We start from the raw sequence: 25,433 nt of genomic DNA, 5'->3' as shown, positions 1-25,433 counted from the left end.
CGGCGCGGAGGACGCGGCGGCACATGTCCGCCGCGTCCTCCGCGCGTATCCGTCACGCCTCGGCGGACACGCTTCTTTCGTCGGCGTGCACTTTCCTGACGCCTTCGACGTCGCCGGTGGCGAGCAGTTCGTCGAACTGCCGTTCGTCGATCATCGGGATGCCGAGCTCCTCGGCCTTGGCCGCCTTCGACCCCGCGTTGGCGCCGACGACGACCCAATCCGTCTTCCTGCTGACCGATCCCGCGGCGCGGCCGCCGCGTTCCATGATCGCCTCCTTCGCCGAATCGCGCGAATAGGTCTCCAACGAACCGGTCACGACGACGGTCTGCCCGGCGAGCGTCTGCGGCAGGTCGCTCCTGTCCGCCTCCATGCCCACGCCGGCCTTCTTCCATGCGGCGAGCACCTTGCCGCGCCAGCTCGTAGGATCCTTCGCCTGGGCGAACCAGTCGACGACCGATTCGGCGATCTCGGGGCCGATCCCGTCAATCTGCATGAGCTCGTCGGCGGTCGCGTCGCCGATCGCGTCGAGCGTGCCGAAATGCTGCGCGATGAGGCGCGCGGTCGGCGGTCCGAGCCGGCGGATCGACAACGCGACGAGCACGCGGTCGAGGTCGGTGTGCTTGGCCTTGTCGACCTCGTCGAGCATCTTGCGGGTCGTCTCCGTCGGACAGATGTAGATATCGCGGCCGCTGCGTTCGTCGACGCCGACGATGACGCCGTCGGCTGGCACCGGCTTCGCGTCGCTCGCCTTCGCCGGCGCCGTCCAGAACGCCGGCACCCGGTGCCACAGGCCCGAGCCGCCGATGCGTTTGCGTATCTTGCGGCGTCTGCCGTCCTCGACCCGTTCGCTCACCTCGATGATCGGCGCCTCGCGCCACACGTACACGTCCTTGAGGAGCCGCGCGTCGAGGTCGAACACGTCCGCCTCGCTCGAGAGCACCGGTCGCTGCACGTCGGGCAGCCCCAGTCCCTCCGGGGCGCTGTACGGCTCGGGTTCCTCCCCCGGGCCCACGCGCACCTCGACGAGGTCCGGCGCATACGCCTCGACCGAATCCGGCCTGTCGGCCTCCGGGTTCGTCAGCGCGATCGCGCTCTGCTCGCCGAGATGCTCGATGTCGAAGGCCTTGCGCGAGGCGAGGTTGATGATGCGTTCCGTCAGCTGCGCCGGGCACGATTCAGCGTTCGGACAGCGCAGGTCCTTGTCACCCTCCTTCATCTGGCGAAGCAACGTGCCGCACGACGGGCAATGCGTCGGCATGTGGAACTCACGCAGCCGTCCTTCGCGTCCCTTGCGGCGCGCGAGCACGGGGCCGACGAGTTCGGGGATGACGTCTCCGGCCTTGCGCACGACGACGACGTCGCCGATCAGGATGCCTTTGCGTTTGACCTCGTACCCGTTGTGCAGCGTCGTGCGCGAGACCGTCGAACCGGCCACGTAGACGGGCTTGAGGATCGCGACCGGCGTGACGCGCCCGGTGCGGCCCACCTGCACGACGATGTCGAGCAGCTCGGTGTTCACCTCCTCGGGCGGATACTTGTAGGCGACAGCCCAGCGCGGCGCGCGCGACGTGGCGCCGAGCCGGCGCTGCAGGGCGAGGTCGTCGACCTTGACGACGATGCCGTCGAGCGCGTGCTCGATGTCGTAGCGGTGCTCGCCGTAGTATTCGATCATCGCGATGATCTCGTCGAAGTCCGTCACCTCGCGCGTGTGCGGCGAGACCGGCACGCCCCATCGCTCATACAGCGCGTATGCCTCGGACTGGTCGTGCACCTCGTCGGCGACGTCGACCGGCTTGCCCGCGCCCCAGACGAGCTCCCCCAGACCATGCGCGTAGAAGCTCAGATGCCTGCCCGCGGTGATGCGCGGATCCTTCTGGCGCAGCGAGCCCGCCGCCGCGTTGCGCGGATTGGCGAACGGCGCCTTGCCTTCCTCCTCCTGACGTTCGTTGAGCGCACGGAAGTCGTCCCAGCGCATGAACACCTCGCCGCGGACCTCCACAAGTTCGGGGATGTCGCCTTCGGGGCCGCCGAGCGTCGCGGGGATCGTCTGGAACGTGCGCACGTTCATCGTGATGTCCTCGCCGGTCACGCCGTCGCCGCGTGTCAGCCCCTGCGTGAGCACGCCGTCGCGGTAGATGAGGTTGAGCGCCAGACCGTCGATCTTGATCTCGCAGGTCATCGGCAGCGGCTTGCCCTCGGGCCAGTCGAGCGCCGCGCGCACGCCGTCGTACCAGGCGCGCAGCTCCTCGTAGGAAAACACGTCGTCGAGGCTCATCATGCGCGACGGATGGCGCACCGAGGCGAACTCGTTCGAGAACGTGCCCCCCACGCGCCGCGTCGGCGAGGACGGCGAGTCGAGCTGCGGGAACGCCGCCTCGAGCCGCTGCAGGCAGCGCATGCGCGCGTCGTAGGCGGCGTCGGAGGAGACCGGGGCGTCGTCCACGTAATAGGCCATCTGGTCGGTCTCCACCCACGCCGCGAGCCTCGCCCACAGCCGCGCCGCCTGTTCGGCGGTCAGCGAGTCCACGTCGAGGTCGTCGAGGGCCATCGCGTCGCTGTCGTCGTATCGGAGCGCGTCGATCCGCATGCCGGATCCGATGGCGTCCCCCGTGTCCCTCATGTCCCATCCGTCCGCATCGTGTCGAGCTGCCTGCATCTGCCGCCCCTTTCCGTCCTTGTGCCTTGGCCGGCCGGCACGGCGCCGCGGGCGCCGAAAGCCGCCGACCCTCTCCAATATATCGACCGCGCTGCGCCGACCCGCCGCCGGCCGCGCGAAAAACCTTACGCGTTGAGCGAGCGCAGGAACTGCAGCTGCACGATGTCGGTCTCGTCGCCGACGAGGCGCATCGCGGCGACGACGAGCGTGCGCGCCGGGACGAACATCGCGCGGTCGACGCATACGCGCGCCGCGTCGAGCACGATCGGCACGACCTCGGTGCGCGGCCACACCGGCACGTCGTGCGACTCGAGCGTGTCCATCGCCTCCTGCAGCGTCATCGGCAGGCGGATGCACTGCGATCGGGCGCGCGCGCCCACCTCGTTCATCTCGGTCGTCCGCGTCGCCGTGTCGTCGCCGATCGCCCCGCTGAGCATATATGCGGCGTAGGCGACGTCGAACTCGTCGTGCATCCACGCCGCCTGCGCGAGGCGGTAGTAGGCGTAGGCGGCGTCGGAGCGGTCGAGCGAGACGCGCAGCGCGTTCAGGCAGGCCGCCCTCGCCGAATCCCAGTCCTCGTTCTGCGCGAGCTGCACGGCGAGTTTGAGATGCGTGAGCGCGTAGGACGGCGCATAGGCGACGAGCGCGTTGAGATGCCTGAGCGCGGCGTCCGGCCCCTCGATCTGCCCGAGTGCGTCGGCGAGTTCGAGATGCGCGTAGAACAACGCGTCCGGGATGAGCACGGTGCGCTCGTCCGGCAGCGCGAACAGCCGGTTGTAGACGACGCGGTCGGCGTACGAATTGAAGTAGCGCGGCACGCCGTCGATGCCGCGGTACACCTCGTCGAGAGCCTCGACGGCCCGTTCGACGCCGTCAAGCGCCTGTTTGGGCTGTCCGGAGAAGAAGAGGTCGCGTGCCTTGAGCCGCGCGTCGTCGAGGTCCTTGAGCAGCGTCGAGGTGAGATCGGGCGTGTCGTCGCCGTCGATGAGCGCCGCCGTGACGTCGGTCGCGCGCTCGAGCAGTTCGGGGTCGCCGATCCGTTCGATGATGTCCATCGCCTGCTGCGCCTTGAGTGCCGAAGGCATCCGTGTGTCGGATGCGAGCGTGTGGAAGCGTCGCAGCGCGCTGCCGATGAGGTCGTCGCGCTGTATCGCCAGCCCGAAGGTGTCGTCGGCTCCGAGCACATGGGCCGCACCCGGGTCGAGCCTCCTGTCGTGCTCCTCCGGGGCGTCCTGCGCGCCTTGCGGCGAGAAGCGCGCGTCCGAGATCGAGAATCCCGGCTCCACGGGCCCCAGTCCGCCGTCGGCGTCCGGCGAGAGCGACGCGCCGAACATCCGGTAGGTGCCGAACGGATCGGCCAGACCGTCCGCCTTCAGACGTTCGAGGAACATGCCGCGGGTGAAGACGACCGTCGTCAGCGCGCGCATCGTCGGCCCCTGACGCAGCCATTCGATCGCGTCGCCGCCGGCCGCGGCGTGCTCGTCCCGCGCCTCGCGCGCCGCGTCGAACGGCGGCGCGGCGTCGGGACGGTCGTCGCCGTGGATGTCGTCGAAGGCGAAGGAGACCTCGTCGATGCCGCCGCCGTGCATCAGCGCGTCGAAGTCCTCGTCGTCGTCCGCGCCGGCCTCCTGACCGCCGTCCCCGCGCGCCGCGTCCATCGGCGCGACGTCCATCGGCGGCACGGACGGAGGCGTCATGATGCGCGTCGGGTTGCCGTGGCGGTCGCCGTCCTTCGGTCCGGATTTGCCGCGGATACGGTCCGCGCCGGCGTCACCGAGCCGTTCGAACGCGCTGAGCGCGTCGCTGATCGTCGAATGGATGACGTCGTCCTGCTCGGCGATCGCCTCCTCGAGGCCGGACGAGTCGATGCGTACCGCCACCTCGTCGATCCGTTCGTCGGCCCCGAACACAAGCGCCGCGAGGATGATGCCGACGCGCAGGTTGTACCGCGCGCTCATCCGTGCGCGCCATGCGTCGTCGGTCCGCGTCCATCCACGTCGGCCGGTGTCGTAGACGCCGCGCGGCATGAGCGCCGGACCCGCGGCCGTGAGCGCGATCGCGGCGGCGCCCCCTTCGGGGTTCAGCCGAAAGTCGCAGTCGAAGCGGTATGGCAGCCGCATCGAACGGATGAGCCGTGCGAGCGTCTGGCGCACGACCCATTCGCCGTGCCGACCGTCGGCTCCCCCGTCGTCGGACGCCGCCTCGTGCAGGTCCTCGGTGAACAACGCGCCGCCGTTCGCCGCCGGCTCGCGCACCGGGTCCGGATGCTGCATCGCGATCGCCTGCGCCGTCAGCGCGGACAGGGGGACGAAGCCTTCCACGACGCGGAAGTCGGACTCGCCGGGGTTCACGTCCTGCGACATGTCGAAGGCGACGAGCGCCGGATTCTCGAGGAACGCGCGGTCGACGAGCGCGATCTGCGCCGCCGTCGCCGTGTCCTCGGTCGGCCGCGCGCCGCGCGCCGCGTTCCCGTCGAGCCATGCGCGCAATGCGGCCACGCGGTTGAGGGCGCCTTCGATCTTGAGCGACGTGAGCGCGGCGTCGAAGGGCATCGGCGTGTCCCACGTCAGGAAGTAGCCGCCCGAATACGGCGAGCGCAGCGTGTGCATCGGTTCTGCGCCGTGATCGGGAAGCAGCCCCGGCACGTCGTCGAGCGCGCCGGATTCGCGCATGAGCCGCATCGCGTATTCCTCGAGTCCCGAGACGCGCATGCCGAGCATCCTCGTCTCCTCCTCGTCGCGCACGCTCATGCGGATCGCGCTCAGCGGCGCCTGCCGAGACAGCCGCCAGATCAGATCGCCGGCTCCGAAGGGGATGAGCCGGCCGCGCAGCCGAGGCTGCAGGTAGTCGGCGAAGAAGGCCACCGTCACCGCGTCGCGGTAGCCCAGTCCGGTCCGCAACGCGTCCGGCAGGTCCGCGCGCATCGATTCGAGTGTGTATCCGGAGCTCGTCTTCGTCCATCGTCCGACGACGACGCCGCCGTCGTCGGAGGCGGTGAGCGTGCCGCGTCGGACGCCGTCGCGCCGCGCATGCGCATCGTCGGCCTCGAGCACGAGCCGCGGTTCGAGACCCTGCAGGTCGGCGCGCGGCTCGCCGGTCGCGAACACGCGTCCGCGGTCGTCGGCGAGCGCAAGCTGCACGAAGCGGTCGCGGCGCACGAACAGGCCGATCGCGAAGGTGCGCGTGCCGGGGATCTGCAGCCAGCCGGGGAGGGCGTCGTGCCGCTCCATCGGGAATCCTTCGAACACGCGGCGGCGCGCGAAGGCACCGACGCGGTAGGTCTGCGCGTCCGGCGCAACGTCGTCGCTCCAGCGCAGCATCGCGCGCAGCGAGCGCAGCATGCGCTCGAGCGGCGCCGGCAGCGCATTCTCGTGCGCGTCGCCGCGACCCCGTCCCTCGAGCCGTCCCCGTCGTCCCTGCGCTGCGTGCCGTTGTCTCATAGGACTAATGTACAACGTCGCCGCCTATACCCATGGTGCCGTTAGAATAATGGCTGTGATTTCCCGCTCTGGTCATCGGCCGCGTCCGATGCGCATCCTGCGTGCCGCGCTCGTCGCGCTCGCGCTCGTCCTCATCGTCGAATGCGTCGTATGCAATCTCGCGCACTGGCGGTCGATCGGCGCGTCCACCGATTCCACGTCGGCCGCCAACGCCCTCGGTCCGGGGCTGTCGCGCACCGCGCAGGGGCTGCTCGAGGTGCGTGATCCCGCCGGCGCCTATGTCGAGGTGAAGGCGGACGGCAGCAGCGAGTACTGGCGCGCCGACGCGACGCCGGCGGCGCATGTGCAGGCCGTGCGCGACGGCGCGCGCGGCGACGACGTCGTCTCCACCGTCCATCTGCGGCTGGCGACGCGGGACGGCGACGGCTGGGACATGCGTTCCCCGTCCGTCACCGTCTCGCCGGCGACGCCGTCGGCGCTGCTGTTCCGCGCGCCGGCGCGGGGCCCCGTGCGCATCTGGATCGAGGAGCCGCGCGGCGCGCTCGTGCCGATCGAGAACTTCCGCGCGAACGCGCGCGTGCCGTTCGTCTTCGACTGGGCGCGCGTCGCGGCGATGGCGGCCCTCGCCGCCTTCGTCGTCCTGCTGCTGCCGTCGACCGGGCTGTGGGGCGTCGCGCTGGACGTCTCAAACCGCCGACAGCGGCTCGCCTTCGCGCTGGCAGCCGCCTCGGTCGGAGTCTACGCCGTCGTCCGCAGCGTCGTCATCATCGGCTACGCGCAGCCGCTCGTCTTCCACAAGGACGGCGGCTACACCTTCGATTTCGATCAGTACGGCCATCTCGCCGACGCGCTGCTGCGCGGCCGCGTCTGGCTCGACCTTCCCGTCCCCGCCGAGCTCGCCGACGCCCCCGATCCCTACGACGCCGCCGCACGCGCGCGCATGCTCGCCGACGGCGTGACGCCGATCTACTGGGACCATGCGTTCCATGACGGCCGCTGGTACTCGTATTTCGGCGTGCTGCCCGCGGTGGCGCTGTTCGCGCCGTTCCGCGCCGTCACATCATGGTTCACGCCCGGCGGCCTCATGCTGCCGGCGACCTGCGCGCAACTGTGGCTGATGGCCGGCGTGAGCGTCGTCGCCTGCCTGCTCGTCATCCGTCTGCTCGACCTCGTCGCGCCGCGCACATCGCTCGCCGCCGTCGTGCTGCTGTGCATCGCGATGATGCTCGGCGCGAACCTGCCGTATCTGTGGTTCCGCACGAACTTCTACTCGATCCCCTTCTCCTCGGGGCTGCTGCTCGCGATGCTCGGCCTGTGGCTGTGGCTCGGCGCCGTGCGGACGGAGGGGGGCGACGGGGACGCCCCGCGCACGCTGGGGATCGTCTCGATGCCGCGCGTCGCCTGGGGCGCGCTGTGCATCGCGGCGACGATCGGATGCCGTCCGACCTTCGCGTTCACGGCGCTGTTCGCGCTGCCGCTGTTCCTGCCCGACCTGCGCCGCTCGGCGCGGAAGCGCGAGCGCGGCCGCATCGCGCGCCTCTGGACCGCGTTGCTGCTCCCCGCGCTCGCCGCGGCGGCGCCGGTCCTCGTCTACAACCAGCTGCGCTTCGCGTCGCCCTTCGACTTCGGCAACGCCTACCAGCTCACCGTCACCGACATGACGCGCTTCCACACGCCGGCCGCGAACATGCCGCTGACCGTCTTCTACTACCTGTTCCTGCCGCCGCGCCTCACCGACTCGTTCCCGTTCGTCGCGTTGTCGCCGACGCCGCTGCCGCGCTGGTCGTTCACCGAGCCGTGCGTCGGCGGCCTGTTCGCGTTGATGCCGCTCGCGTTGTGCGCGTTCGCGCTGCCGTGGTCCGCCGTGCGCCGCCGTTGCGGTGTCTGGTGGCCGATGCTCGCCACGGCGCTTGCGCTCGCGACGCTCCTCGTCGTCTTCGACGCGTTCGTCGGCGGTCTCGGATGGCGTTACATCGCCGATTTCGGATGGCTGTTCATGGTGGCCGCCGTGCCCGTCGTCGCGCTGATGATGCGCCGATGGCCGTGGACGCGCGCGCTCGTCGCGATCGTCGTATGCGCGGCGCTCGCGTTCGCCGTCGCCTCCTGCTTCGTCGTCGGCCGCGACGACATGCTCGTCGCCAACGACCCGGCGCTCTTCCACCGCGTACGCAGCTGGTTCACGCTGCCGTAGCCGGCCGCTACCGGCAACACCGCTCCGCTACCGGTCGCACCGCGTTACGGGCAGCACTTCGTGACCTGTGGCGTCCGTCGATGCCGCCTCCGTAAGATCGCCTGTCACCGATAGGCGAGGCTGCCGCCCGTAACATCGGCGCGCGCACATGCCGACGGCTCATGGAGGCGCATGGATACAATGGGCCCCATGAGCGTTTTCGATTCGTTGTTCCCCTCCCGCCGGCGACGGCCGCCCGCCAAGACCGTCGACATCGAGCTGCGCGGCGCCGGCTACGTCTATGCGGACGGCGCGGTCGGCTGCGAGCCCACCGACCTGCGCATCATGCACGACGGCGGCAACGTGGCCGTCATCGGACTCAACGGCGCCGGCAAATCGACGCTCATCCGGATGATCGGCGCACAGGAGTCGCCGACGTCCGGCGCCGTCGCCTACGTCGTCGACGGCGAACCGCGCGACCCGTCACGCCGCGCCGACCGTCCGGCCATCCGATCGGCGATCGGCTACGTCGGCCTCGACCATGTGCGCGCGCACTTCCAACGTGCGAGATCCCTCGAGGACGCGCTCGACGGCTATCTCGAACGCCACCATGTGCCGCCGACCGAACGCGCCGCGCGCATCGGCGACCTGCTCGCCGCCTTCGATCTGGGCGACGTGCGCCATATGCGGCTCGACACGCTCGACGGCGAACGGCTGCATCTGCTCGCGATGGCCGTCGCCTGCTGCCACCTGCCGGCGATGCTCGTCGCCGACGAGCCGACACGCGGCCTCGACGAGATCAGCTCGGCGCATGTCGCGCAGCGGCTGTTCCGCTACGGTAGGCCGGTCGTGTTCACGACGCACGACGTTGATCTCATCGCCGACGAACGCTATGAGATCCGCCGCGTGCTCGTCATGGACGAGGCGCACATCGTCTTCGACGGCGACCCGCAGCATGCGACCGACTTCTACACGCAGCTCATCCGCAGCAAATATCAGTCGATGTCGAGCCGCTGACGCACCGCGTCGAGCACGGTCGCGACGTTGCGTGCGAACTGCGGGGGTTCGGGCAGCAGCGAGATCGCGAGGTAACCGTTCGACGTCATGTCGAAGAAATACCCCGGCTGCCCGCTCGTACGGGCGTCGTCGATCATCGACAACACAAGGTCGTTCTCGTCGATGACGCCGGGGAACCGCAGCAGCACGTTCCAGCCGCCCTCGGCGCGCAGCACGTCGACGACGCCGAGCTCATCCCCTTCGAGCATGCGGTGCAGCGCCCCCAGGTTCGCGCGGATGCGCGCGCCGACGGCGTCGAGCTGACGCGGCGCCTCGCGCAGCATCGTCGGGATCTCGCGGGCGACGAATTCGCTCATCGGCAGGAAGTCGTCGGCGATGACGTCGAGCCTGCGCCGCGCTTCGCGCACGTCATCGACGGGGCCGGACACGCGGATCCCTCCCACCTTCGCATGCGGCGCGGCCAGCGTCTTCGAGAATCCGTCGAGCGCGAAGGTGAGCACGCGCGGCTCGCCGCTCAGGCGCCGGTTGCCGTCGAACGGCTCCAACGGGTAGTCGAAGAACACCTCGTCGGCGATGATCGCGATTCCGTACCGGATGCACAGCGCGACGAGTGCCTCACGCTCCCCCGGCTTGATGTAGGAACCGGTCGGATTGTTCGGATTGATGACGACGAGCGCCCGGATGCGACGGTCCGTGTCCTCGGCGAGCATCCGTTCGATCTGCGGGACGTCGATGAACCACGAGCCGTCGAAGCGCAGCTGGTAGAAGCGCACCTCGACGCATTCGAGCCGCGCGATCGATTCGATGAGCGGATAGCCTGGCTTCGGCGCGAGCACCGCGTCCCCGGCGTCGCACAGCAGCTTCATCAGCCACGCATACGCCTGCGACGTGGAGCTGAGCAGATACACATCGTCGGCATCCACCGTCCGCCTCGCCTCCCCCACCGTCCCTTCGTTACGGGCGGCGGTCCGGTTGTCGTTACCGGCGGCGTCTTCTTCATCCTTATCGGCGGCACCGCCATCGTCGCGGGCGCACCCGTCACCGCGCGCGGCGGAATCCTTATCGGGGGCGCCGTCTCCGGCGGCGGCACGCTGCATGCCCTCACCCATGCCTTTATATATGCGACCATCCGCACATGCCGTCCCACAGACGTCGTCATCGGCGGCGCCACCCGTAACGACGCCGGACTCGCCCGCCTCGTTGGCCGCATCGGCGCCGATGCGATCGTCGGCGCAATCCAGGATGCCGCAATCGCCGGCCGCGTTGATATATGCGGCGATCGCCTCGCGCGCGTAACGCTGTCCGCGCGGCTCGGCGTCGTAGACCGACGGCAGCGATGACGGCGCCAGGCCGTGCCGCGTCGGATTCGAATCGTTGAGCGCGAGCGGCTGTATCCCCGCCGCCTTCAACGCGGCCTCGGCCTTCGCGATCGGATTGGGTTCATTGATGTCTACTCTTCGGGAAAAACGCACGTCCCCAATCTACGCGCACCTCCACATCTTCGTTCGGTTTTTCGCCGGCCTTCGGCGAGGGCGTCCATCCGCCGCCCGTAGCGACCTCCCGTAGGCCGTCGCCGCCGCCCGTAGCGATCGTCGCTTCGAGGGTCCTTCGCCGTTCTCTGCATGCCGACGACCTCCCCGTAGCGACGACCACCCATAAGAACAAGTCATCCGCGGCAACGACCACCCGTAAGCACGACCACCCGTAAGAACCGCCACCCGTAAGCACGACCGACGGTGACGATGGGCGACATGCGTGCTCCGGGGCGCATGGGCATAGGAAAGGGCGGCCGCCGGAGTGTTCGCTCCGGCGGCCGCCCTCACAACATTTCGGCATCGCGCACGACGCCTTGGACGTCTGCCTGCTCAGTCGGCGTTCTCGTTCTTCTGCATCTGCGTGCTCGCGTGGTACGCGGCGCCGATGATGCCCGCCTCGTTGTGCAGCTTCGCGGCGACGATCGGCGTCTTGATGTCGATGTACGGCAGGAACTTCTCCGAGACGCGGCTCACGCCGCCGCCGACGACGAACAGCTGCGGGCTGAAGTACAGCTCCATCAGGCTGTAGTACTTCGTCAGGCGCTTCGCCCACTTCTTGTAGCCCATGTCGAGCTTCTCACGCACCGAGGAGGCCGCGTACTTCTCGGCGTCGCCCTTGCCTTTCGGCAGCTGGATGTGACCGAGTTCGGTGTTCGGGATGAGCACGCCGTCGTAGATGAGCGCCGTACCGATGCCGGTGCCGAGCGTCGTCGCGATGACGAGGCCCTCCTGACCGGCCGCCGCGCCGAAGCGCTGCTCGGCGACGCCGGCGGCGTCCGCGTCGTTGACGACGGTCACCGGACGACCGCAAGCCTCCGAGAAGACCTCGGTGACGTCGACGCCGATCCAGGACTGATCGAGGTTGGCCATGTAGTCGAGCTTCTGTCCGGGCTTGATCGGCGCCGGGAACGCGATGCCGACCGGGACGTCCTCGGGCACCTCGAAGTGCTCGAGCTGCTGACGGACGATGTCGCCGACCGCCTTCGGCGTCGAATGCTCCGGAGTGAGGATCTTCAGGCGCGGTTCCGCGAACTCGCCCTTCTCCAGATTGACCGGCGCAGCCTTGATGCCCGATCCTCCAATGTCCACGCCGAACGCCTGTGCGGTCTCAATCATCGTCAACCTTCCTTACCGTTTCCAGGGTGTCACCCAGTGATCCACCATCTCGGGCCCGTCCGCGGATGCGCCATGCGTCCGCGGATGACGGCCTTACTACATGATATATTAGTTCAACCGATAAACATTCATGTTTTGCAAACTATCCACATTATGGAACGATGTTTTCTGATAACGATTGCCATGTTGCGTTTCCTCGCACTTGCGCGTCATACAAGGGGTTTTCACGACCATCGTTTGCCCGTCGCCCTCCCGTCCGCCCCGTTTTTCGACGCGTCCGGGGAGGTGCCCGCATCCGTTTATCCCGGCCTACGTATACAGATGGGAGACGTAGTTTCAGGGAAGGTGCAATTCCTTACTGGCGGTAGCGCCGCGCATCCGATGCGCCCACGGCGAAGCCCGCAACCCGCGAAAGCGGTGGATTCGGTCGGATTCCGAAGCCAACGGTGACAGTCCGGATGAAAGAAACGGAGCTCTGCGATGAGCACAATCAACGATGCCCTCACACCCGCATCCAATCAACCGACCGACGACGCCCATCCAATCACCGACGACGCCGCCAAGTCCCCATCCCCCGCCCCTACCGGTAGCACCACCAACACCACGTCGCCATCCGCTTCCGACAGCACGGCGTCATCCGTTACCGGCAGCACGTCCTCCCCCACTACCGATAACGCATCCGCTAGCACTACCGGTAGCACGTCATCATCCGCCGCCGATACCGCTACCGGCGGCACATCCCGCATAGCCGACGCCGCCACGCCGACCCCATCGACGCATTCCACGCGCGCATCGCGCGACCACCGTCCCGACGACGCGCATTCGACGGGCGTCGGGGACGTGGGCCGCTGGTCCACGCGCCGCATCGCGATGTACGCGCTGTTCGTCGCGCTCGCGATGGCCGTCAGCTTCATCGAGTTCCCGCTCATGCCGGCGGCGCCGTGGCTCAAATACGACCCCTCCGGCGTCGTCTGCCTCGTCGCCGGCTTCGCGTTCGGCCCATCGGCGGCCGCGATCGTGAGCGTCCTCGGCTTCCTGCCCCACCTGTTCACGAATCCATGGGGCACTCTGATGTCCGTGCTCGTGGCGCTCGCCCTTTCCGTACCCGCCGCCCTCATCTACCGTCGTCGCCGCACGCGCGCGTCGGCGCTCGTCGGCATCCTCGTCGGCGCACTGCTCGCGCTCGCGGTCGCCATCGGCGCGAACCTCGTCATCACGCCGATGTACGCGCACATGTCGATGGCCGACGTCGCGAAGCTCATCGTCCCGGTGCTGCTGCCGTTCAACCTCATCAAGTTCGCGCTCAACGGCGTCATCACGTTCGTGGTCTACAAGCCGGTCTCCACGCTGCTCAACCGGGGACAGCAGTGACGGCGACCCCACACGCCGTCGTCGACATGCGCGGCGTGCGGTTCAGCTACGACGGCGGAACGACATGGACGCTCGACGGCGTCGACCTTCTCGTGCGGGAGGGCGAACGCGTCGCGCTCGTCGGGTCGAACGGCTCGGGCAAGTCGACGCTGTCGCTGCTCGCCGCGGGACTCGCCGCCCCCGACGGCGGCACCGTGGAACTCGCCGGCGTACCCGTCTTCGACGACGCCGTCGGCGCGCGCGCCGACGCCTACCGCCGCGCGCGCCGCGACATCGGCATCGTCTTCCAGAATCCCGAGGACCAGATCGTCACGACCGTCGTCTCCGAGGACGTCGCGTTCGGCCCGGAGAACCTCTCGACTCCACGCGAACAGATCGGCGAGCGCGTGCACGACGCGCTCGCGACCGTCGGCATGACCGCGTTCGCCGAGGCGAATCCGGCGGATCTTTCGGGCGGACAGCAGCAGCGCGTCGCGATCGCCGGCATGCTCGCGATGCGTTCGCGGCTGCTCATCCTCGACGAACCGACGGCGATGCTCGACCCGGAGGCGCGCGCCGACGTGCTCGCCGCGCTCGACGACATCCAGGCCCGCGGCACCGCGATCATCATCGTGACGCATGACGCCGCCGAGCTCGCGCATGCGACGCGCACACTGCGTCTGGAGCACGGGCGTCTGCATCCGGCGGACGACCATTCTTCGCCTGCATGCACCCATCCGCTACCTGTAGCAGCCTCTCAGCCTCCACTACCGATGGCAGCCGATGATGTACCGCTGCCGGCAGCATCCGCTCTCGCCGATTCCCTACCGGCAGCACCTGCGACGCCCACCACGCCGCCCTCCGCCTCGCCATGGGATGTACCGCCAACGACCAGACCCTTCCTTGCCGACGCCCTACCGGATGCACCGTCGACGCATGTCCACGACGTGCCGCCCTTAACGATGCAGCCCGTAACGTCGGCGCCGGCCGTCGTCTTCGACCATGTGACCTTCCGCTACCCTGGTTGCGCCACCGCGGTACTCGACGACTTCTCACTGCGGGTGGCGTCCGGATCGACGCTCGCGGTCGTCGGCAGGAACGGTTCGGGCAAGACGACCTTCGCGAAGCTGCTGTGTGCGCTGCTGAAGCCCGACGCCGGTTCGATCCGCGTCGCCGACGTCGAACTCGTCCACGCGAACCGCAGGGAACGCGCAGCCCTGCGCCGCCGGCTCGGCTTCATCATGCAGCATCCCGAACGGCAGTTGTTCGCGAGCACCGTCGCGCAGGACGTGGCGTACGGCCCGCGCAACCAGGGGCTTCCCGACGAGGACGTGCGCGCACGCGTGGACGAGGCGTTGCGCCTCGTCGGCGCCGGACATCTGTCGGACCGCGACCCCTTCACGCTTTCAGGCGGCCAGCAGCGGCTCGTCGCGATCGCCGGAGTGCTCGCATGCCGCCCGAAGGTGCTCGTCATGGACGAGCCCACCGCATCGCTCGACGACGCCGCCCGCGTGCGCGTCCGCGACATCATCCGCAGCATGCGCGCGCGCGGCGTCACGATCGTCATGATCACGCACGACCTCGCGATGGCGCACGCACTCGCGGACGTCGTCGTCGAATTCCCGCCGTCCGACGGCGTCGGCGAACCCTGCGAGAACGTTACGGGCAGCACGGACCGGTGCGACCGCCCCCTCCGCGACGCGAGCGGCGGCATCGCATCCGCCCGGGCCGCCGGTAGCGGCGACGCGGATCGGGACGACGGCCCGCGCCCCTGCGATCAATCGTCCCGTCCGATGCCGTCGGAGACGATCTCCATGAGCGACGCCGACTATTCCTGGATCTCCTCCCTCGATCCGCGCGCGAAGATGCTCGGCATTCTCGCGCTCATGTTCACGGCCTTCGCGATGTCGACGTGGCCGCAACTCGCCGTCGGCTTCGCCGCGACCGCCGCGATCACGCTCGCGAGCCGCGTCGGCGTGCGCCGGCTGCTCACGTCGGTGCGCGTCTTCCTGGCGCTGTTCGTCGTGACCGGACTGCTCAACCTCGCGGTCGTCCGCGACGGCACGCCGCTGCTGCGCGTCGGCGGATGGGCGATCACCACGGGCGGCGTGCATGTCGCGCTCCTGTACATGCTCCGCTTCGCCTTCGTCATCGTCCTCGGGGCGGTCGTGCTGCTCACGACGACGCCGACGGCGATGTCGAGCGCCTTCGAACGGATGCTGCATCCGTTGCGCCGGTGGATCCATGTGCAGGAGATCTGTCTGGTGCTCTCGCTCGCGCTGCGGTTCCTTCCCACGCTCGTGCGCGAAGCCGTCTCGATTCGCGACGCGCAGGCGGCCCGCGGCGGCTCGATCGAGTCAGGCGGTATGGCCAAACGGGTGCGTGCGATGTGCGCGATAGTCATCCCCGTGTTCGCCGGCGCGATCCGGCACGCCGACAACCTCGCGCTCGCATTGGACGCCCGCTGCTACCAGGAGGGCGTGCGGCGCACGCAATGGCATCCGCTGACGATGCATACGCGCGACTGGCTGTTCTGCGGCGGCGTGGCGCTCACCATCACCTTGGTCATCGTGGCGCATGTGTTCAATATGTGAACAAAACATGTGAGGCAGCTCACGGTATGGCATGATGTGATTCAGCGACAAGCGAACAGCTGATGACACAATCTTCATCTGTTCGCGAACAGAAGACGATAACGTCAACGGAGCGGAGTCATCGCCCACGGTTCCCACAAGGAACAAGCCGTGCACGGGCTTCCTTCGCGAGTCGTATATGTGCGGCCGTCCGGCAACCACGGGCAGCCGCACATCCTTTTTGGCGCATCCGTCCATGCACGATCCCGGATATTGCACCGCGCGGCATCGCCACCCGTAAGCGATCGCCCGTAGACGATCGATCGCCGCGATGCAGGATGCCTCCACCGCACATAAGCGCCCATAAGCGATTCGATATCCGCAGGCGCTGCTTCCCGTAGGCGTCCGCCCCCCCTAAGTGGCGGGCAGCCACCCGTAGCGAACGGCCGCCCCAAGCGAACGCTTCCAGTAAGCGGCCACCTTCCGTAAAACGGCTACGGACCGTAAGCGGCCGCTCAGCAAACCGCCATGCACCTCCGGACGACGCGTACCGCCCGTAAGCACATGACGTCTTCGGCGCGGCGAGGACGTCATGGCCGAGATACCGCCCGTAGGCGATGCGGGGAGGCCGCCGTTCCTCGCATCGCTGATTGCGACGCATACGCTGCGGGCGCCCCCTACGATAGGACGCACAGGAACAAGTCCCTTCGGGCCGTCCGCGCATCATCCGGCGCATCAGGCGCACATGACGCGCAGCCGTCCGAGGGGGCGTCGCAGCGAACGAGGAATCGAGGAATCGTGAAGCCCACCACACATGACGTCGTACTCAACAACGACGTGCTCATCCCACAGGTCGGCCTCGGCGTCTTCCAGACGCCCGACGGCCAGACCACCGTAGACGCCGTGCATGCGGCGCTCGAATGCGGCTACCGTCACATCGACACGGCGAGCGTCTACGGCAACGAGAAGTCGGTCGGCGAGGCCGTCGCCACGAGCGGCGTGCCGCGCGAGGACGTGTTCATCACGACGAAGCTGTGGAACGAGGACATCCGCAAGCACCGCACGATGGACGCGTTCCAGGAGAGCCTCGACCGCCTCGGCACCGACTACGTCGACCTCTACCTCATCCATTGGCCGGCGGAAGGCTGGCAGGACGCATGGGACGCGATGCAGGAGATCTACCGCAGCGGCCGCGCGCGCGCCATCGGCGTGAGCAACTTCGCGAAGAACCACCTCGACGAGCTGCTGGCGCACACCGACGTCAAGCCGGCGGTGAACCAGATCGAATCCTCCCCGACCTTCCCGAACCAGGACATGGTCGACTACTGCCATGCGCTGGGCATCGCCGTCGAGGCGTGGAGCCCGCTCGGCGGCACCGGCAGCGACCTCCTCAAGGACGAACGGCTCATCGAGATCGGCGAGAAATACGGCAAGTCGTCGGCGCAGGTCGTCATCCGCTGGCATCTGCAGCGCGACGTGATCGTGCTGCCGAAGTCGGTGCACGATACGCGTATCCAGCAGAACATCCATGTGTTCGATTTCGAACTCGACGACGAGGACATGCGCAGGATCAGCGCGATGGACACCGGCAAGCGCAACGGCGCCGACCCGAACGACTTCGACTTCTGATGCCGTATGGCGACGCGGATCTGCGCCGGCCGTCGATCGGGTGCGTCGGATATGATGGCGCGGTTACGCACTTGATGAATCGATGAACCACGTCACAGAAGGAAGACGACACCCATGGCATTGACGAAGAAGCAGACGAAGCAGCTGCGCGCGATGGCGAACCAGCTCAAGCCGCTCGTGTACATCGGCAGGAACGACCTGACCGAATCCGCGATCCGGCAGGCGGACGAGACGATCGAGAAGCGTGAGCTGATCAAGGGGCAGGTCCAGGACGGCTCCGGCTTGGACGCGCGGGAGGCCGCCGAACATCTCGCAGCCGCGCTCGGCGCCGAGGTCGTGCAGGTCATCGGCAACCGCTTCGTCCTGTTCCGCGTCTCGAAGCGCAACGACGTGGAGCATATCCGCCTCGTGCGCGAGTGACGCGCACCGAGCGAAGCGCATATCAGAAGGCGTGAGGGGTGCGGTTCACCGATCAAGGCGAACCGCACCCCTCACTCCGTTCCGGGCTCCTCCCCTCCGCGGCCGTCACCGATCCTTCGCCGATCGCCGGCCGCCCTTTTACGGGAGGAACCTCTTACGGGAAGCGCCTCTCCCTGCGGGAGGCGCCAGAGCGACCGCCGCGAGGTCACTGCGCGTCGAGCGCCGCCCACTGCGGCTTCCAGCTCATCTGCTCGTCGTACGCGCTCGCCCAGAACATGTATTCGTTCTCGACGCCGTGAATGAACAGTTCGACGAGCCGTTCGCGCTTGTCTTCGTCGGCGTGCGCGACGAGACGTTCGATGTGCTCGAGCAGCCACGCCGACGACCGCCAGAACTCGTCGGTCTTGTAGGTGTCGATCCAGCTCTTGTACGGGTTGTCGTCGAGCGTGTCCGCGAACTCGGCCGCGAGCCGCTGCCCGTAGTCGGCGTACACCCACGCGCATGGCAGCACGGCGACGAGCACGTCGAGCAGGTCGCCGCCATAGGCGACCGAGAGCATATGCGTCGTGTACGCACGAGCGAACGCCGACTGCTTGGCATGGGCCATCTCCTCGGGCGTGATGCCGTATGACGCCAGATAGTCGCCGTGCAGTGATTTCTCGACGTCGAAGATCGCACGCTGCACGTCGACCATGAACTTCATGATCTCCGCGTCGTCGGTCTTCGTGAGCGCGAGCGCGTGCACTTTCGCGTAATCGTTGAGATAGAGCTCGTCCTGCTTGAGGTAGAACGCGAACTTGCGCGTCGGCAGCGTGCCGGCGCCGAGTTCGCGGATGAACGGCTGCTGGTAGCCCTCCTCCCATACCGGATTCGCCGCGTCGCGCATCCGCTGTGCGAACGGCGGCAGATTCGTCAACGTGATGGCGGAGGCATCGCCGGATTCGGCTGTGATCATAATCGACTCCCTACGCTGGTATCAACCAACAGGTTCAAAGGGTCAGACCGAGGTCTTCTCAACCCCGGACGCGACGGCCGCGGGGTTCCCCTGCGTGTGATGTACTGCGCATGACGCGCGCCCCCAGTATGTCAGCATTCCGCGACGATTCGCTTCGCGCCCCCACCGGCGGCCGCCCTGCAGCCGGCCGATCGCTTGCGGACGACGGCATCGGACATCCTTCCAGAGCGACCGCCCGTAAGACGGTACGGCCACCCGTAAGCGGCGACTACCGATGAGCGGCAGGCGCCCGTATACTGCTGGTATGAGATTGATCGGCAATATCCTGTGGCTTATCCTCGGCGGCCTGGAGATCGCGTTCGCGTGGCTCGTCGTCGGCCTGGTGCTGTGCGTCACGATCGTCGGCATCCCCCTGGGGGTGCAGGCGTTCAAGATGGCGAAGCTGACGCTGACCCCCTTCGGCACGCATGTCGTCTACGGCGGCGGCGCCGGATCGCTGCTGCTCAACATCATCTGGGTCGTGCTCGTCGGCGTATGGATGGCGATCGGCTACTGCATCGCCGGCCTGCTCAACTGCATCACGATCATTGGCGTCCCCTTCGGCATCCAATCATTCAAGATGGCGAAGCTGTCCCTGTGGCCCTTCGGCTCGCAGATCGTCTGAGGCATATCGGATCCGCACGGAACGACGAGGGCGGCGCGTCGTCCGGACAATCTGCCGCGCCCATCCCATGACGCCGTGCGAGGACCGATCGACGGACCGGGCACTCGCACGCCGGTCAGTAGCCGTGCGAGTGCAGATACGCGTCGTCGAAGCCGAAGTAGTGTCCGATCTCGTGCAGCACCGTCTTCTGGATCTGCGTGATGAGCTCCTTGTGCGTGCGGCAGACGCGCTCGTGCGGGCCGCGGAAGATCGTGATGACGTCCGGCAGCTCGCCGGCGAAGCTGAACCCGCGCTTCGTGATCGGCGTGCCCTGATAGAGGCCGAGCAGCTCGCCGTGTTCGGCGTCGACCGATTCGAGCTGTTCCTTCGTCGGTTCGTCGGCGGTCGTGATCGCGATGTTCTGCAGCGCGTCCTTGAATCTCTGCGGCAGCCCCGCGATCGCCTCGCGCACGGCGGCGTTGAAATCCTGTTTACTGATCTGCATCGTCGTCTCCCTCCGCGCCGCCGTGCATGGCGGCGGTCGCCGTTGCGTCATCGGCGTGCGAGGCCTCGATGGCCGCGACCGCCGTCTCGACCTCGCGCAGCCGCATGCGCAGGTCGCGTTCGATGTCGACGCCGTCGCGCGCCGCCTCGCGCACAATCCGCAGGATCCGGTCGGCGTGGTCATGCATGAGCGCGCTCGGTGCGTCGAAGGCGGCGTCCAGTTCGTCCGCCCGCTGCGACTTGCCGACCCTCGAAACGACCTTCGCGGCGCGCGGCAGCGCGCCCTGCGCCTTCGAGATTCCGTCGAGCACCGACGCGCGACGCTTCTCGCGTTGCTTCATCCGCTCCCACAGCGCGAGCGTCTCGTCCGCCCCGAGCGCCCGCGACGTCCCGTCGTCGGACGCGAACACCTGCGGATGACGCGTGATGAGCTTGTCGACGAGCCTGTCGCACACCTCGTCGAGGTCGAAGGGGTCCTCCGGGTCCTCGGAGCACACTTGCGCCTGGAACACCGACTGCAGCAGCATGTCGCCGAGTTCCTCGCGCATGTTGTCGCGATCATCGGTCTCGACGGCGTCGATGTATTCGTACGTCTCCTCGAGCAGCGGCTTGAGGAGCGACTCGTTCGTCTGCGCGCCGTCCCATGGGCAGCCGTCGGGGCCGTGCAGCACCGCCACGAGCGCGCGCACACGCCCGAACGCGTCCGGCGCCTCGCGCACCGGGTCGAGCTTCGGGCATCGTTCATAGCCCTCGGGCAGCCGGTGGGCGCCTTGGGCCTCCTGTTTGTGCATATGCGCCATCGTTCAGTCGCGACCGAGCGGGTTGACGCCTTCGTTCGCCGGCGACGTCTCGTTGTCATAGACGAAGGCGTGCAGATGGTCGTCGAGCGCGTCGTGTTCGGCGTGCACCTCGGCGTCCTCCTTCGGCGTATGCGGTTCGTTGTCGAGCACGATCGACTCGGCGCGCCGCGTCAGGCCGGCCTTGTCGTAGAACGAGTAGTCGCACGCGCTGTCGGTGAACAGGAAGTAGCGTTCGACGCCCGCCTGACGGAAGCGGTCGGTCATCCACTCGAACAGATGGGCGCCGACGCCGTTGCCGCGCATGTCGGGCCGCACGAGCAGCAGCACGAGCTCGCCCTGATAGGCGTGGCCGTCCTTCTTCGCCTCGGCGATCATCTTCAGGTTCGTGTCTTCATAGTGCTTCATGTCGAGCAACGCCTTGCGGCCGCGCGACGACGCGAGCAGCGACGTGAGCAGCCTCATGTTGCGCACATGGTGGCTGTTGAGCCCGTTGCGCGTCTCATGCGAGTCGATCCTGCCGAGTACGACGCCGACGACGTCGCCCGCGCTGACGGCCACCTGCGCGGCCGTCGCACGGCCCAGGCAATGCTCCAGATCGATCTCGGCGAGCTTCATCTCCAGATCGTGGTCCATCGTCGGATCGGTGTGCCATGCGTCGCACAGCATCTGCGTGATCGCCGGGTAGTCCTCGCGGCGCAGCGTCCTATACGTGATTGCTTCGTTCATACCTCACATGCTACGCGCCGGACGCGTCGCCACGCCGCGATTCACCTTCCGGCGTGGGCGCCGCCCGACGATGCCGGCGACGTCCGCGCGATGTCCGCGGCATCGGCGCGGGACCGTGTCACACGAGCCGCCCGCTGACGCCGTCGATGTCGCGCAGCCGCCTGAGCAGCCGCACGAGGACCCCGCTTTCGAGGCATTCGGCGAGGTAGCCCTCGTTGCGGCGCTCCCGGTAGACGATCATCGTGACGAGCGCGTCGATGAGCTCGGCGTCGAGCGTGTCGACGTTGAGGATCGGGATCGACACGTCCTTGTCGAGCCCGTATCTGCGCAACGTGCGCACGTAGTCGTGATCGCCCTGGTTGATGACGATGTCGATGAAGCTCAGGACGACCTCGTTGTACACGCAGTATCCCATGTTGTGCATCGCGAGCGGCGCCGCCGTGAGGAACTCGACGTGGTAGAGCGGCGCCGACGGCGTCTCGAAGGGTTCGATGTACGCGGTGAGCCAGTCGTAGCGCGGACCGTCGATCTCGTCCTCGCGCATCACGTCGAGCACGTCCGCGTAGTGGCCGAACATGGCGCGGTCGACCGTCGCCGCGCCGCCCGGCCGCGTCATCGCGCCGCCCGTCGACTCCGCGGGCGTCGGCAACGCGATGCGGAAACGGTAGCGTCGCGCTATCTCGAGCACCATCGCGACGATGTGCGCGCACACGTGCCGCGACTGCGCGACGTCGCAGGTGCAGGTGACCTTCGCGACGACGTCGTGGCGCGTGAGCAGCTCCACCTGCTCGTCACGTCCCGCGTCGCGCACGACGGCGTGGCGTATGCCGAAGGACGTGTCGACGAGTCCGACGACGGCGTCCTGATCGAACAGCTGGGCGCCCGCCGCGAGCGCCTCCGGTCCTGACCATGACGCGAGCTCGCGCATGCCGCGTCCGATGATGATGCCTGATTCGATGAGGCGCAGGCGTGCATGGTTGCCGATGCGCAGCGCGGCGCGGCGTTCGTCGGGGATCTCGAGTTCGCGCTCGGCGGCCATCTCGATCGTGTCGCTCGCGCCGTGGCGCAGCGGATCGGCGTTGAGGCCGTTGATGCGCACGATGTCGGAGTTCTTGATCGCCGTCCCCGGGACGCGGTGCCAGGCGCTGACGATCTGCAGCACCTTGGAGTCCTCGTACAGCACGATGAAGTTGCGGCCGATCGACGCATACCACCATTCGTCGAGCGCGTTGTTGGCGACGTCCAGCATCGCGTCCTTGGCGACCTTCCAGCTGGGCATGTGCCGCTCGTCGGTGTGGAACAGCTCGGCGAGGTTGGTCCGGAACGCCTGCGAGTACATGACGCCGCCGGTCACACCCGAGGACATGAGCGCGCGGAACGACCGGTAGGTCACGGGCACGGACGCGATGTCGCACTGTTCGTAGACGGTCCCGGGCCCGTAGGTGATGAGCGGGTCGTCGCCGCGTAGCGAGCCGTCGAGCGTCGGGTATTCGCACAGCGTCATCGCGCCGCATGTCAGGCAGTGCTCGAAGACACGGCCGCCGGGCAGCGTGACGCCGGTGTCGAACTCGCAGTCGTAGTTGTAATGGGCGAGCGACGACGAGGGGATGAACCCGAACATCTGCGGACCCTGCGTGTCGAGTCCGTGCAGCGGGGCGCCGCATATGCACTGTCTCCTGACCAAGCATGCCTCCTTCACCGGTCTACGAGCGTAGGGGCATTATCCCTTGTGCCCCGCCTTTCAAGGAAATGATTATCGGCCACCAGCAAAACAGGGCGATCAATAGTCATCATTCAGTATTAATGCTGCATTTAGTATAGCAGTTTGTTCTCTGATAGCGAACTACGCGCGTCGGCGCGCGACACGCACGGGACGCGCTCCGGAACGCTCCGGGAACGCTTACGTAACCGTAGGGAAGGGACACGTCAGGCCACGCTTTTGTATCAGCGATCGAGTAATCGTATACCTATGAGCGAAGACAACACGAAGCGCGTCGGGCGCACCGACGACGAAGCCACGAACGCGACGGCGATCGTCAAGGAGTACACGACGCCGTTGCACAAGCCGATCGACCCGGACATCAACCTCTTCGACTTCCTTGCGCGGCGCGTGCAACGCGACGCCGACGGTTCGATGGTCTGCTACAAGGACGACGCCGGCGCATGGCGGACGTTCTCGGCCGCCGAGTTCCGCGACAAGGTCATCCAGATCGCGAAGGGCCTCATCGGATGGGGCGCGCGTCCGGGCGAATCGATCGCGATCATCGCGCACACCCGTTGGGAATGGGTCGCGCTCGATCTGGCGATCATGGCGATCGGCTGCGTGACGGTCCCCGTCTATGAGACGAACTCCCCCGCGCAGATCCGCACCGTCTTCAACGACGCGTCGGTCGTGCTCGCGTTCGCCGAGGACGACGGCCAGCGAGACAAGGTCGAATCGATCAACGCCGACGTCGCGTCGCTGCGCGCGACCTACATCATCGAGTCCGACGCCGTCGGCGCGATCATCGCCTTCGGCGCCCACGTCGACGACGAGGAGTTCGAGAAGCGCCGCAAGGCCGCGCACGGCGACACGCTCGCGACGATCATCTACACCTCCGGATCGACCGGCACGCCCAAGGGCATCGAGATCAGCCACCGCAACATGGCGGCCGAATGCATGCACGCGCTGCAGTACATGCCGCGTGCGATCGACATCCCCGACCGGCGTCTGCTGCTGTTCCTGCCGATGTCGCACGTCTTCGCGCGCTTCATGACGATCGTCGCCTTCGCGGGTACGCTCACGCTCGGCCTGAGCAGCAACATGAAGACGATCATCAAGGACTTCGAGAACTTCGGCCCGACGCTGCTGCTCGCGGTGCCACGCGTATTCGAGAAGGTGTACAACGCCGCGTCGCAACGCGCCGGCACCGGCCTCGCCGGGCGCATGTTCCTGCGCGGTGTCCGGGCGGCGCAGGACTGGTCGTCCTACGAACAGTCCGGCGAGCGCATGCCGATGTCGGTCAGGATGCGGCACGCCTTCTACGATCGGGTCGTCTACAGGAAGATCCGCACCGTCTTCGGGCCGAACGCCGACTTCGCGATCACCGGCGGCGCGCCGATGGACCCCGATCTGGCGCACTTCTACAACGGCATCGGCATGCCTCTGCTCGAGGGGTACGGCATGACCGAGACCTGCGGACCGGTGAGCGTGAGCCTGCCGGAGAACAACCACATCGGCACGATCGGGCAGCCGCTGTGCGGGACGACGGTCGGCGTCGCCGAGGACGGCGAGCTGTGCTTCAAGGGTGAAAGCGTGTGCATGGGCTACCACAACCAGCCCGAGGTCACCGCCCAGCAGATCGTGGACGGCTGGCTGCACACCGGCGATCTGGGTGATGTGGACGACGAAGGCTTCATCACGCTCACCGGCCGCAAGAAGGACCTCATCATCACCGCCGGCGGCAAGAACGTCTCCCCCGGCCAGCTGGAGACGACGGTCATGACGTCGCCGGTCGTCGCGCAGTGCCTCGTCATCGGCGACCGCAAGCCGTTCATCGCCGCGCTCATCACGCTCGACCTCGACGACGCGAACGCATGGCTCACGTCACAGGGCGCCGAGCCGGCCGCCTCGCTCGAGGAGCTCTCGAAGAACCCGATCGTCTACGCGGAGGTCGAACGCATCGTCAACAAGGCGAACGAGGGCGTCTCGCGCGCCGAATCGATCCGCAAGTTCGAGATACTGCCCGACGAGTTCACACAGGACAACGGCATGATCACGGCAAGCCTCAAGACGCGCCGCAAGCAGATCATCGACCACTACCGCAAGCTCATCGACACGGTCATCTACGTGCCGCGCAAAAAGTAGTCCAACGGTGCACGCGGACGGGACGGGGGCGGTTCAATGAATGAACCGCCCC

The 25,433-nt window shown here is 67.6% G+C and carries 17 protein-coding genes and 2 riboswitches; of the genes, 8 read left to right on the top strand and 9 right to left on the bottom strand.

Going from position 1 to position 25,433, the window contains the following annotated elements; translation table 11 throughout:
• Positions 1–52: 52 nt before the first annotated feature.
• Together ligA and B1400_RS09640 are read right to left on the bottom strand one after the other, a co-directional pair.
• On the bottom strand, positions 53–2,656 hold the full coding sequence (gene ligA, locus B1400_RS04175; RefSeq protein WP_095613193.1) for an NAD-dependent DNA ligase LigA: 2,604 nt from the start codon (positions 2,654–2,656) through the stop codon (positions 53–55).
• A gap of 125 nt (positions 2,657–2,781) precedes the next feature.
• Positions 2,782–6,096 carry a tetratricopeptide repeat protein gene (locus tag B1400_RS09640; protein ID WP_157909635.1) on the bottom strand — a complete coding sequence of 1,105 codons (3,315 nt, stop codon included), beginning with the start codon at positions 6,094–6,096 and terminating at the stop codon, positions 2,782–2,784.
• A 55-nt stretch (positions 6,097–6,151) separates the two neighbouring features.
• Between B1400_RS09640 and B1400_RS04165 the strand changes: the two genes are divergently transcribed.
• The gene (locus B1400_RS04165) at positions 6,152–8,287 is read left to right on the top strand and encodes a hypothetical protein (RefSeq protein WP_235607320.1); all 2,136 of its coding nucleotides are present in this window, start codon (positions 6,152–6,154) and stop codon (positions 8,285–8,287) included.
• Between the two features lie 189 nt (positions 8,288–8,476).
• The gene (locus B1400_RS04160; RefSeq protein WP_157909634.1) at positions 8,477–9,283 is read left to right on the top strand and encodes an ATP-binding cassette domain-containing protein; all 807 of its coding nucleotides are present in this window, start codon (positions 8,477–8,479) and stop codon (positions 9,281–9,283) included.
• Here the strand turns inward: B1400_RS04160 and B1400_RS04155 are convergent.
• Together B1400_RS04155 and ppgK are read right to left on the bottom strand one after the other, a co-directional pair.
• Positions 9,262–10,392 carry a pyridoxal phosphate-dependent aminotransferase gene (locus B1400_RS04155; protein WP_407641065.1) on the bottom strand — a complete coding sequence of 377 codons (1,131 nt, stop codon included), beginning with the start codon at positions 10,390–10,392 and terminating at the stop codon, positions 9,262–9,264. The genes B1400_RS04160 and B1400_RS04155 overlap by 22 nt on opposite strands.
• 756 nt (positions 10,393–11,148) lie before the next feature.
• A complete protein-coding gene (ppgK, locus tag B1400_RS04145; protein ID WP_095613190.1) occupies positions 11,149–11,934 on the bottom strand; it encodes a polyphosphate--glucose phosphotransferase in 786 nt (261 codons plus the stop codon).
• A 328-nt stretch (positions 11,935–12,262) separates the two neighbouring features.
• Positions 12,263–12,408, top strand: a riboswitch (FMN riboswitch).
• A gap of 270 nt (positions 12,409–12,678) precedes the next feature.
• On the opposite strand from ppgK, the gene B1400_RS04140 reads away from it, so the two are divergent.
• From B1400_RS04140 to B1400_RS04120, 4 genes are all read left to right on the top strand, one after another.
• Positions 12,679–13,305, top strand: coding sequence for an ECF transporter S component (locus B1400_RS04140; protein WP_235607324.1), 627 nt, complete (start codon positions 12,679–12,681; stop codon positions 13,303–13,305).
• Positions 13,302–15,878, top strand: a complete 2,577-nt coding sequence (locus tag B1400_RS09930; RefSeq protein WP_235607318.1) for an energy-coupling factor transporter ATPase — start codon at positions 13,302–13,304, stop codon at positions 15,876–15,878. The genes B1400_RS04140 and B1400_RS09930 overlap by 4 nt, the downstream gene beginning before the upstream one ends.
• Before the next feature lie 774 nt (positions 15,879–16,652).
• Positions 16,653–17,486, top strand: a complete 834-nt coding sequence (locus tag B1400_RS04125) for an aldo/keto reductase (RefSeq protein ID WP_407641064.1) — start codon at positions 16,653–16,655, stop codon at positions 17,484–17,486.
• Between the two features lie 114 nt (positions 17,487–17,600).
• Positions 17,601–17,906: a YhbY family RNA-binding protein gene (locus B1400_RS04120; RefSeq protein WP_095613187.1), complete on the top strand. Its 306-nt coding sequence runs from the start codon at positions 17,601–17,603 to the stop codon at positions 17,904–17,906.
• 205 nt (positions 17,907–18,111) lie between these two features.
• Here B1400_RS04120 and tenA read toward each other — a convergent pair whose 3' ends face one another.
• A complete protein-coding gene (tenA, locus tag B1400_RS04115) occupies positions 18,112–18,861 on the bottom strand; it encodes a thiaminase II (RefSeq protein WP_095613186.1) in 750 nt (249 codons plus the stop codon).
• Positions 18,852–18,963, bottom strand: a riboswitch (TPP riboswitch). Its footprint overlaps the gene before it by 10 nt.
• 202 nt (positions 18,964–19,165) lie before the next feature.
• Between tenA and B1400_RS04110 the strand changes: the two genes are divergently transcribed.
• On the top strand, positions 19,166–19,525 hold the full coding sequence (locus tag B1400_RS04110) for a YccF domain-containing protein (RefSeq protein WP_095613185.1): 360 nt from the start codon (positions 19,166–19,168) through the stop codon (positions 19,523–19,525).
• A 115-nt stretch (positions 19,526–19,640) separates the two neighbouring features.
• Here B1400_RS04110 and B1400_RS04105 read toward each other — a convergent pair whose 3' ends face one another.
• The 4 genes from B1400_RS04105 to B1400_RS04090 all read right to left on the bottom strand — a co-directional run bounded on the left by B1400_RS04105 (position 19,641) and on the right by B1400_RS04090 (position 23,218).
• The gene (locus B1400_RS04105; RefSeq protein WP_095613184.1) at positions 19,641–20,009 is read right to left on the bottom strand and encodes a metallopeptidase family protein; all 369 of its coding nucleotides are present in this window, start codon (positions 20,007–20,009) and stop codon (positions 19,641–19,643) included.
• Positions 19,996–20,799, bottom strand: coding sequence for a MazG nucleotide pyrophosphohydrolase domain-containing protein (locus tag B1400_RS04100; RefSeq protein WP_235607316.1), 804 nt, complete (start codon positions 20,797–20,799; stop codon positions 19,996–19,998). The genes B1400_RS04105 and B1400_RS04100 overlap by 14 nt, the downstream gene beginning before the upstream one ends.
• A gap of 12 nt (positions 20,800–20,811) precedes the next feature.
• Positions 20,812–21,534: a GNAT family N-acetyltransferase gene (locus B1400_RS04095; protein WP_235607315.1), complete on the bottom strand. Its 723-nt coding sequence runs from the start codon at positions 21,532–21,534 to the stop codon at positions 20,812–20,814.
• Between the two features lie 118 nt (positions 21,535–21,652).
• Complete coding sequence (locus B1400_RS04090) at positions 21,653–23,218, bottom strand: DUF6508 domain-containing protein (protein ID WP_095613182.1); 1,566 nt, start codon at positions 23,216–23,218, stop codon at positions 21,653–21,655.
• A gap of 285 nt (positions 23,219–23,503) precedes the next feature.
• On the opposite strand from B1400_RS04090, the gene B1400_RS04085 reads away from it, so the two are divergent.
• Entirely contained in the window at positions 23,504–25,381 is a 1,878-nt protein-coding gene (locus B1400_RS04085; protein ID WP_095613181.1) for an AMP-dependent synthetase/ligase, read from the top strand.
• Positions 25,382–25,433 lie beyond the last annotated feature (52 nt).

This window comes from Bifidobacterium italicum (assembly GCF_002286915.1).
GTDB lineage: Bacteria > Actinomycetota > Actinomycetes > Actinomycetales > Bifidobacteriaceae > Bifidobacterium > Bifidobacterium italicum.
The sequence above is the reverse complement of the archived record's forward strand: the minus strand, read 5'-3'. Positions and strand labels throughout refer to the sequence as shown.

Coding starts and splice junctions, on each gene's coding strand:
- B1400_RS04155 (WP_407641065.1), bottom strand. CDS start 10,392: ATGGGTGAGGGCATGCAGCGTGCCGCCGCCGGAGACGGCGCCCCCGAT.
- B1400_RS09640 (WP_157909635.1), bottom strand. CDS start 6,096: ATGAGACAACGGCACGCAGCGCAGGGACGACGGGGACGGCTCGAGGGA.
- B1400_RS04085 (WP_095613181.1), top strand. CDS start 23,504: ATGAGCGAAGACAACACGAAGCGCGTCGGGCGCACCGACGACGAAGCC.
- B1400_RS04120 (WP_095613187.1), top strand. CDS start 17,601: ATGGCATTGACGAAGAAGCAGACGAAGCAGCTGCGCGCGATGGCGAAC.
- B1400_RS04105 (WP_095613184.1), bottom strand. CDS start 20,009: ATGCAGATCAGTAAACAGGATTTCAACGCCGCCGTGCGCGAGGCGATC.
- B1400_RS04100 (WP_235607316.1), bottom strand. CDS start 20,799: ATGCACAAACAGGAGGCCCAAGGCGCCCACCGGCTGCCCGAGGGCTAT.
- tenA (WP_095613186.1), bottom strand. CDS start 18,861: ATGATCACAGCCGAATCCGGCGATGCCTCCGCCATCACGTTGACGAAT.
- ligA (WP_095613193.1), bottom strand. CDS start 2,656: ATGCAGGCAGCTCGACACGATGCGGACGGATGGGACATGAGGGACACG.
- ppgK (WP_095613190.1), bottom strand. CDS start 11,934: ATGATTGAGACCGCACAGGCGTTCGGCGTGGACATTGGAGGATCGGGC.
- B1400_RS04110 (WP_095613185.1), top strand. CDS start 19,166: ATGAGATTGATCGGCAATATCCTGTGGCTTATCCTCGGCGGCCTGGAG.
- B1400_RS04095 (WP_235607315.1), bottom strand. CDS start 21,534: ATGAACGAAGCAATCACGTATAGGACGCTGCGCCGCGAGGACTACCCG.
- B1400_RS04160 (WP_157909634.1), top strand. CDS start 8,477: ATGAGCGTTTTCGATTCGTTGTTCCCCTCCCGCCGGCGACGGCCGCCC.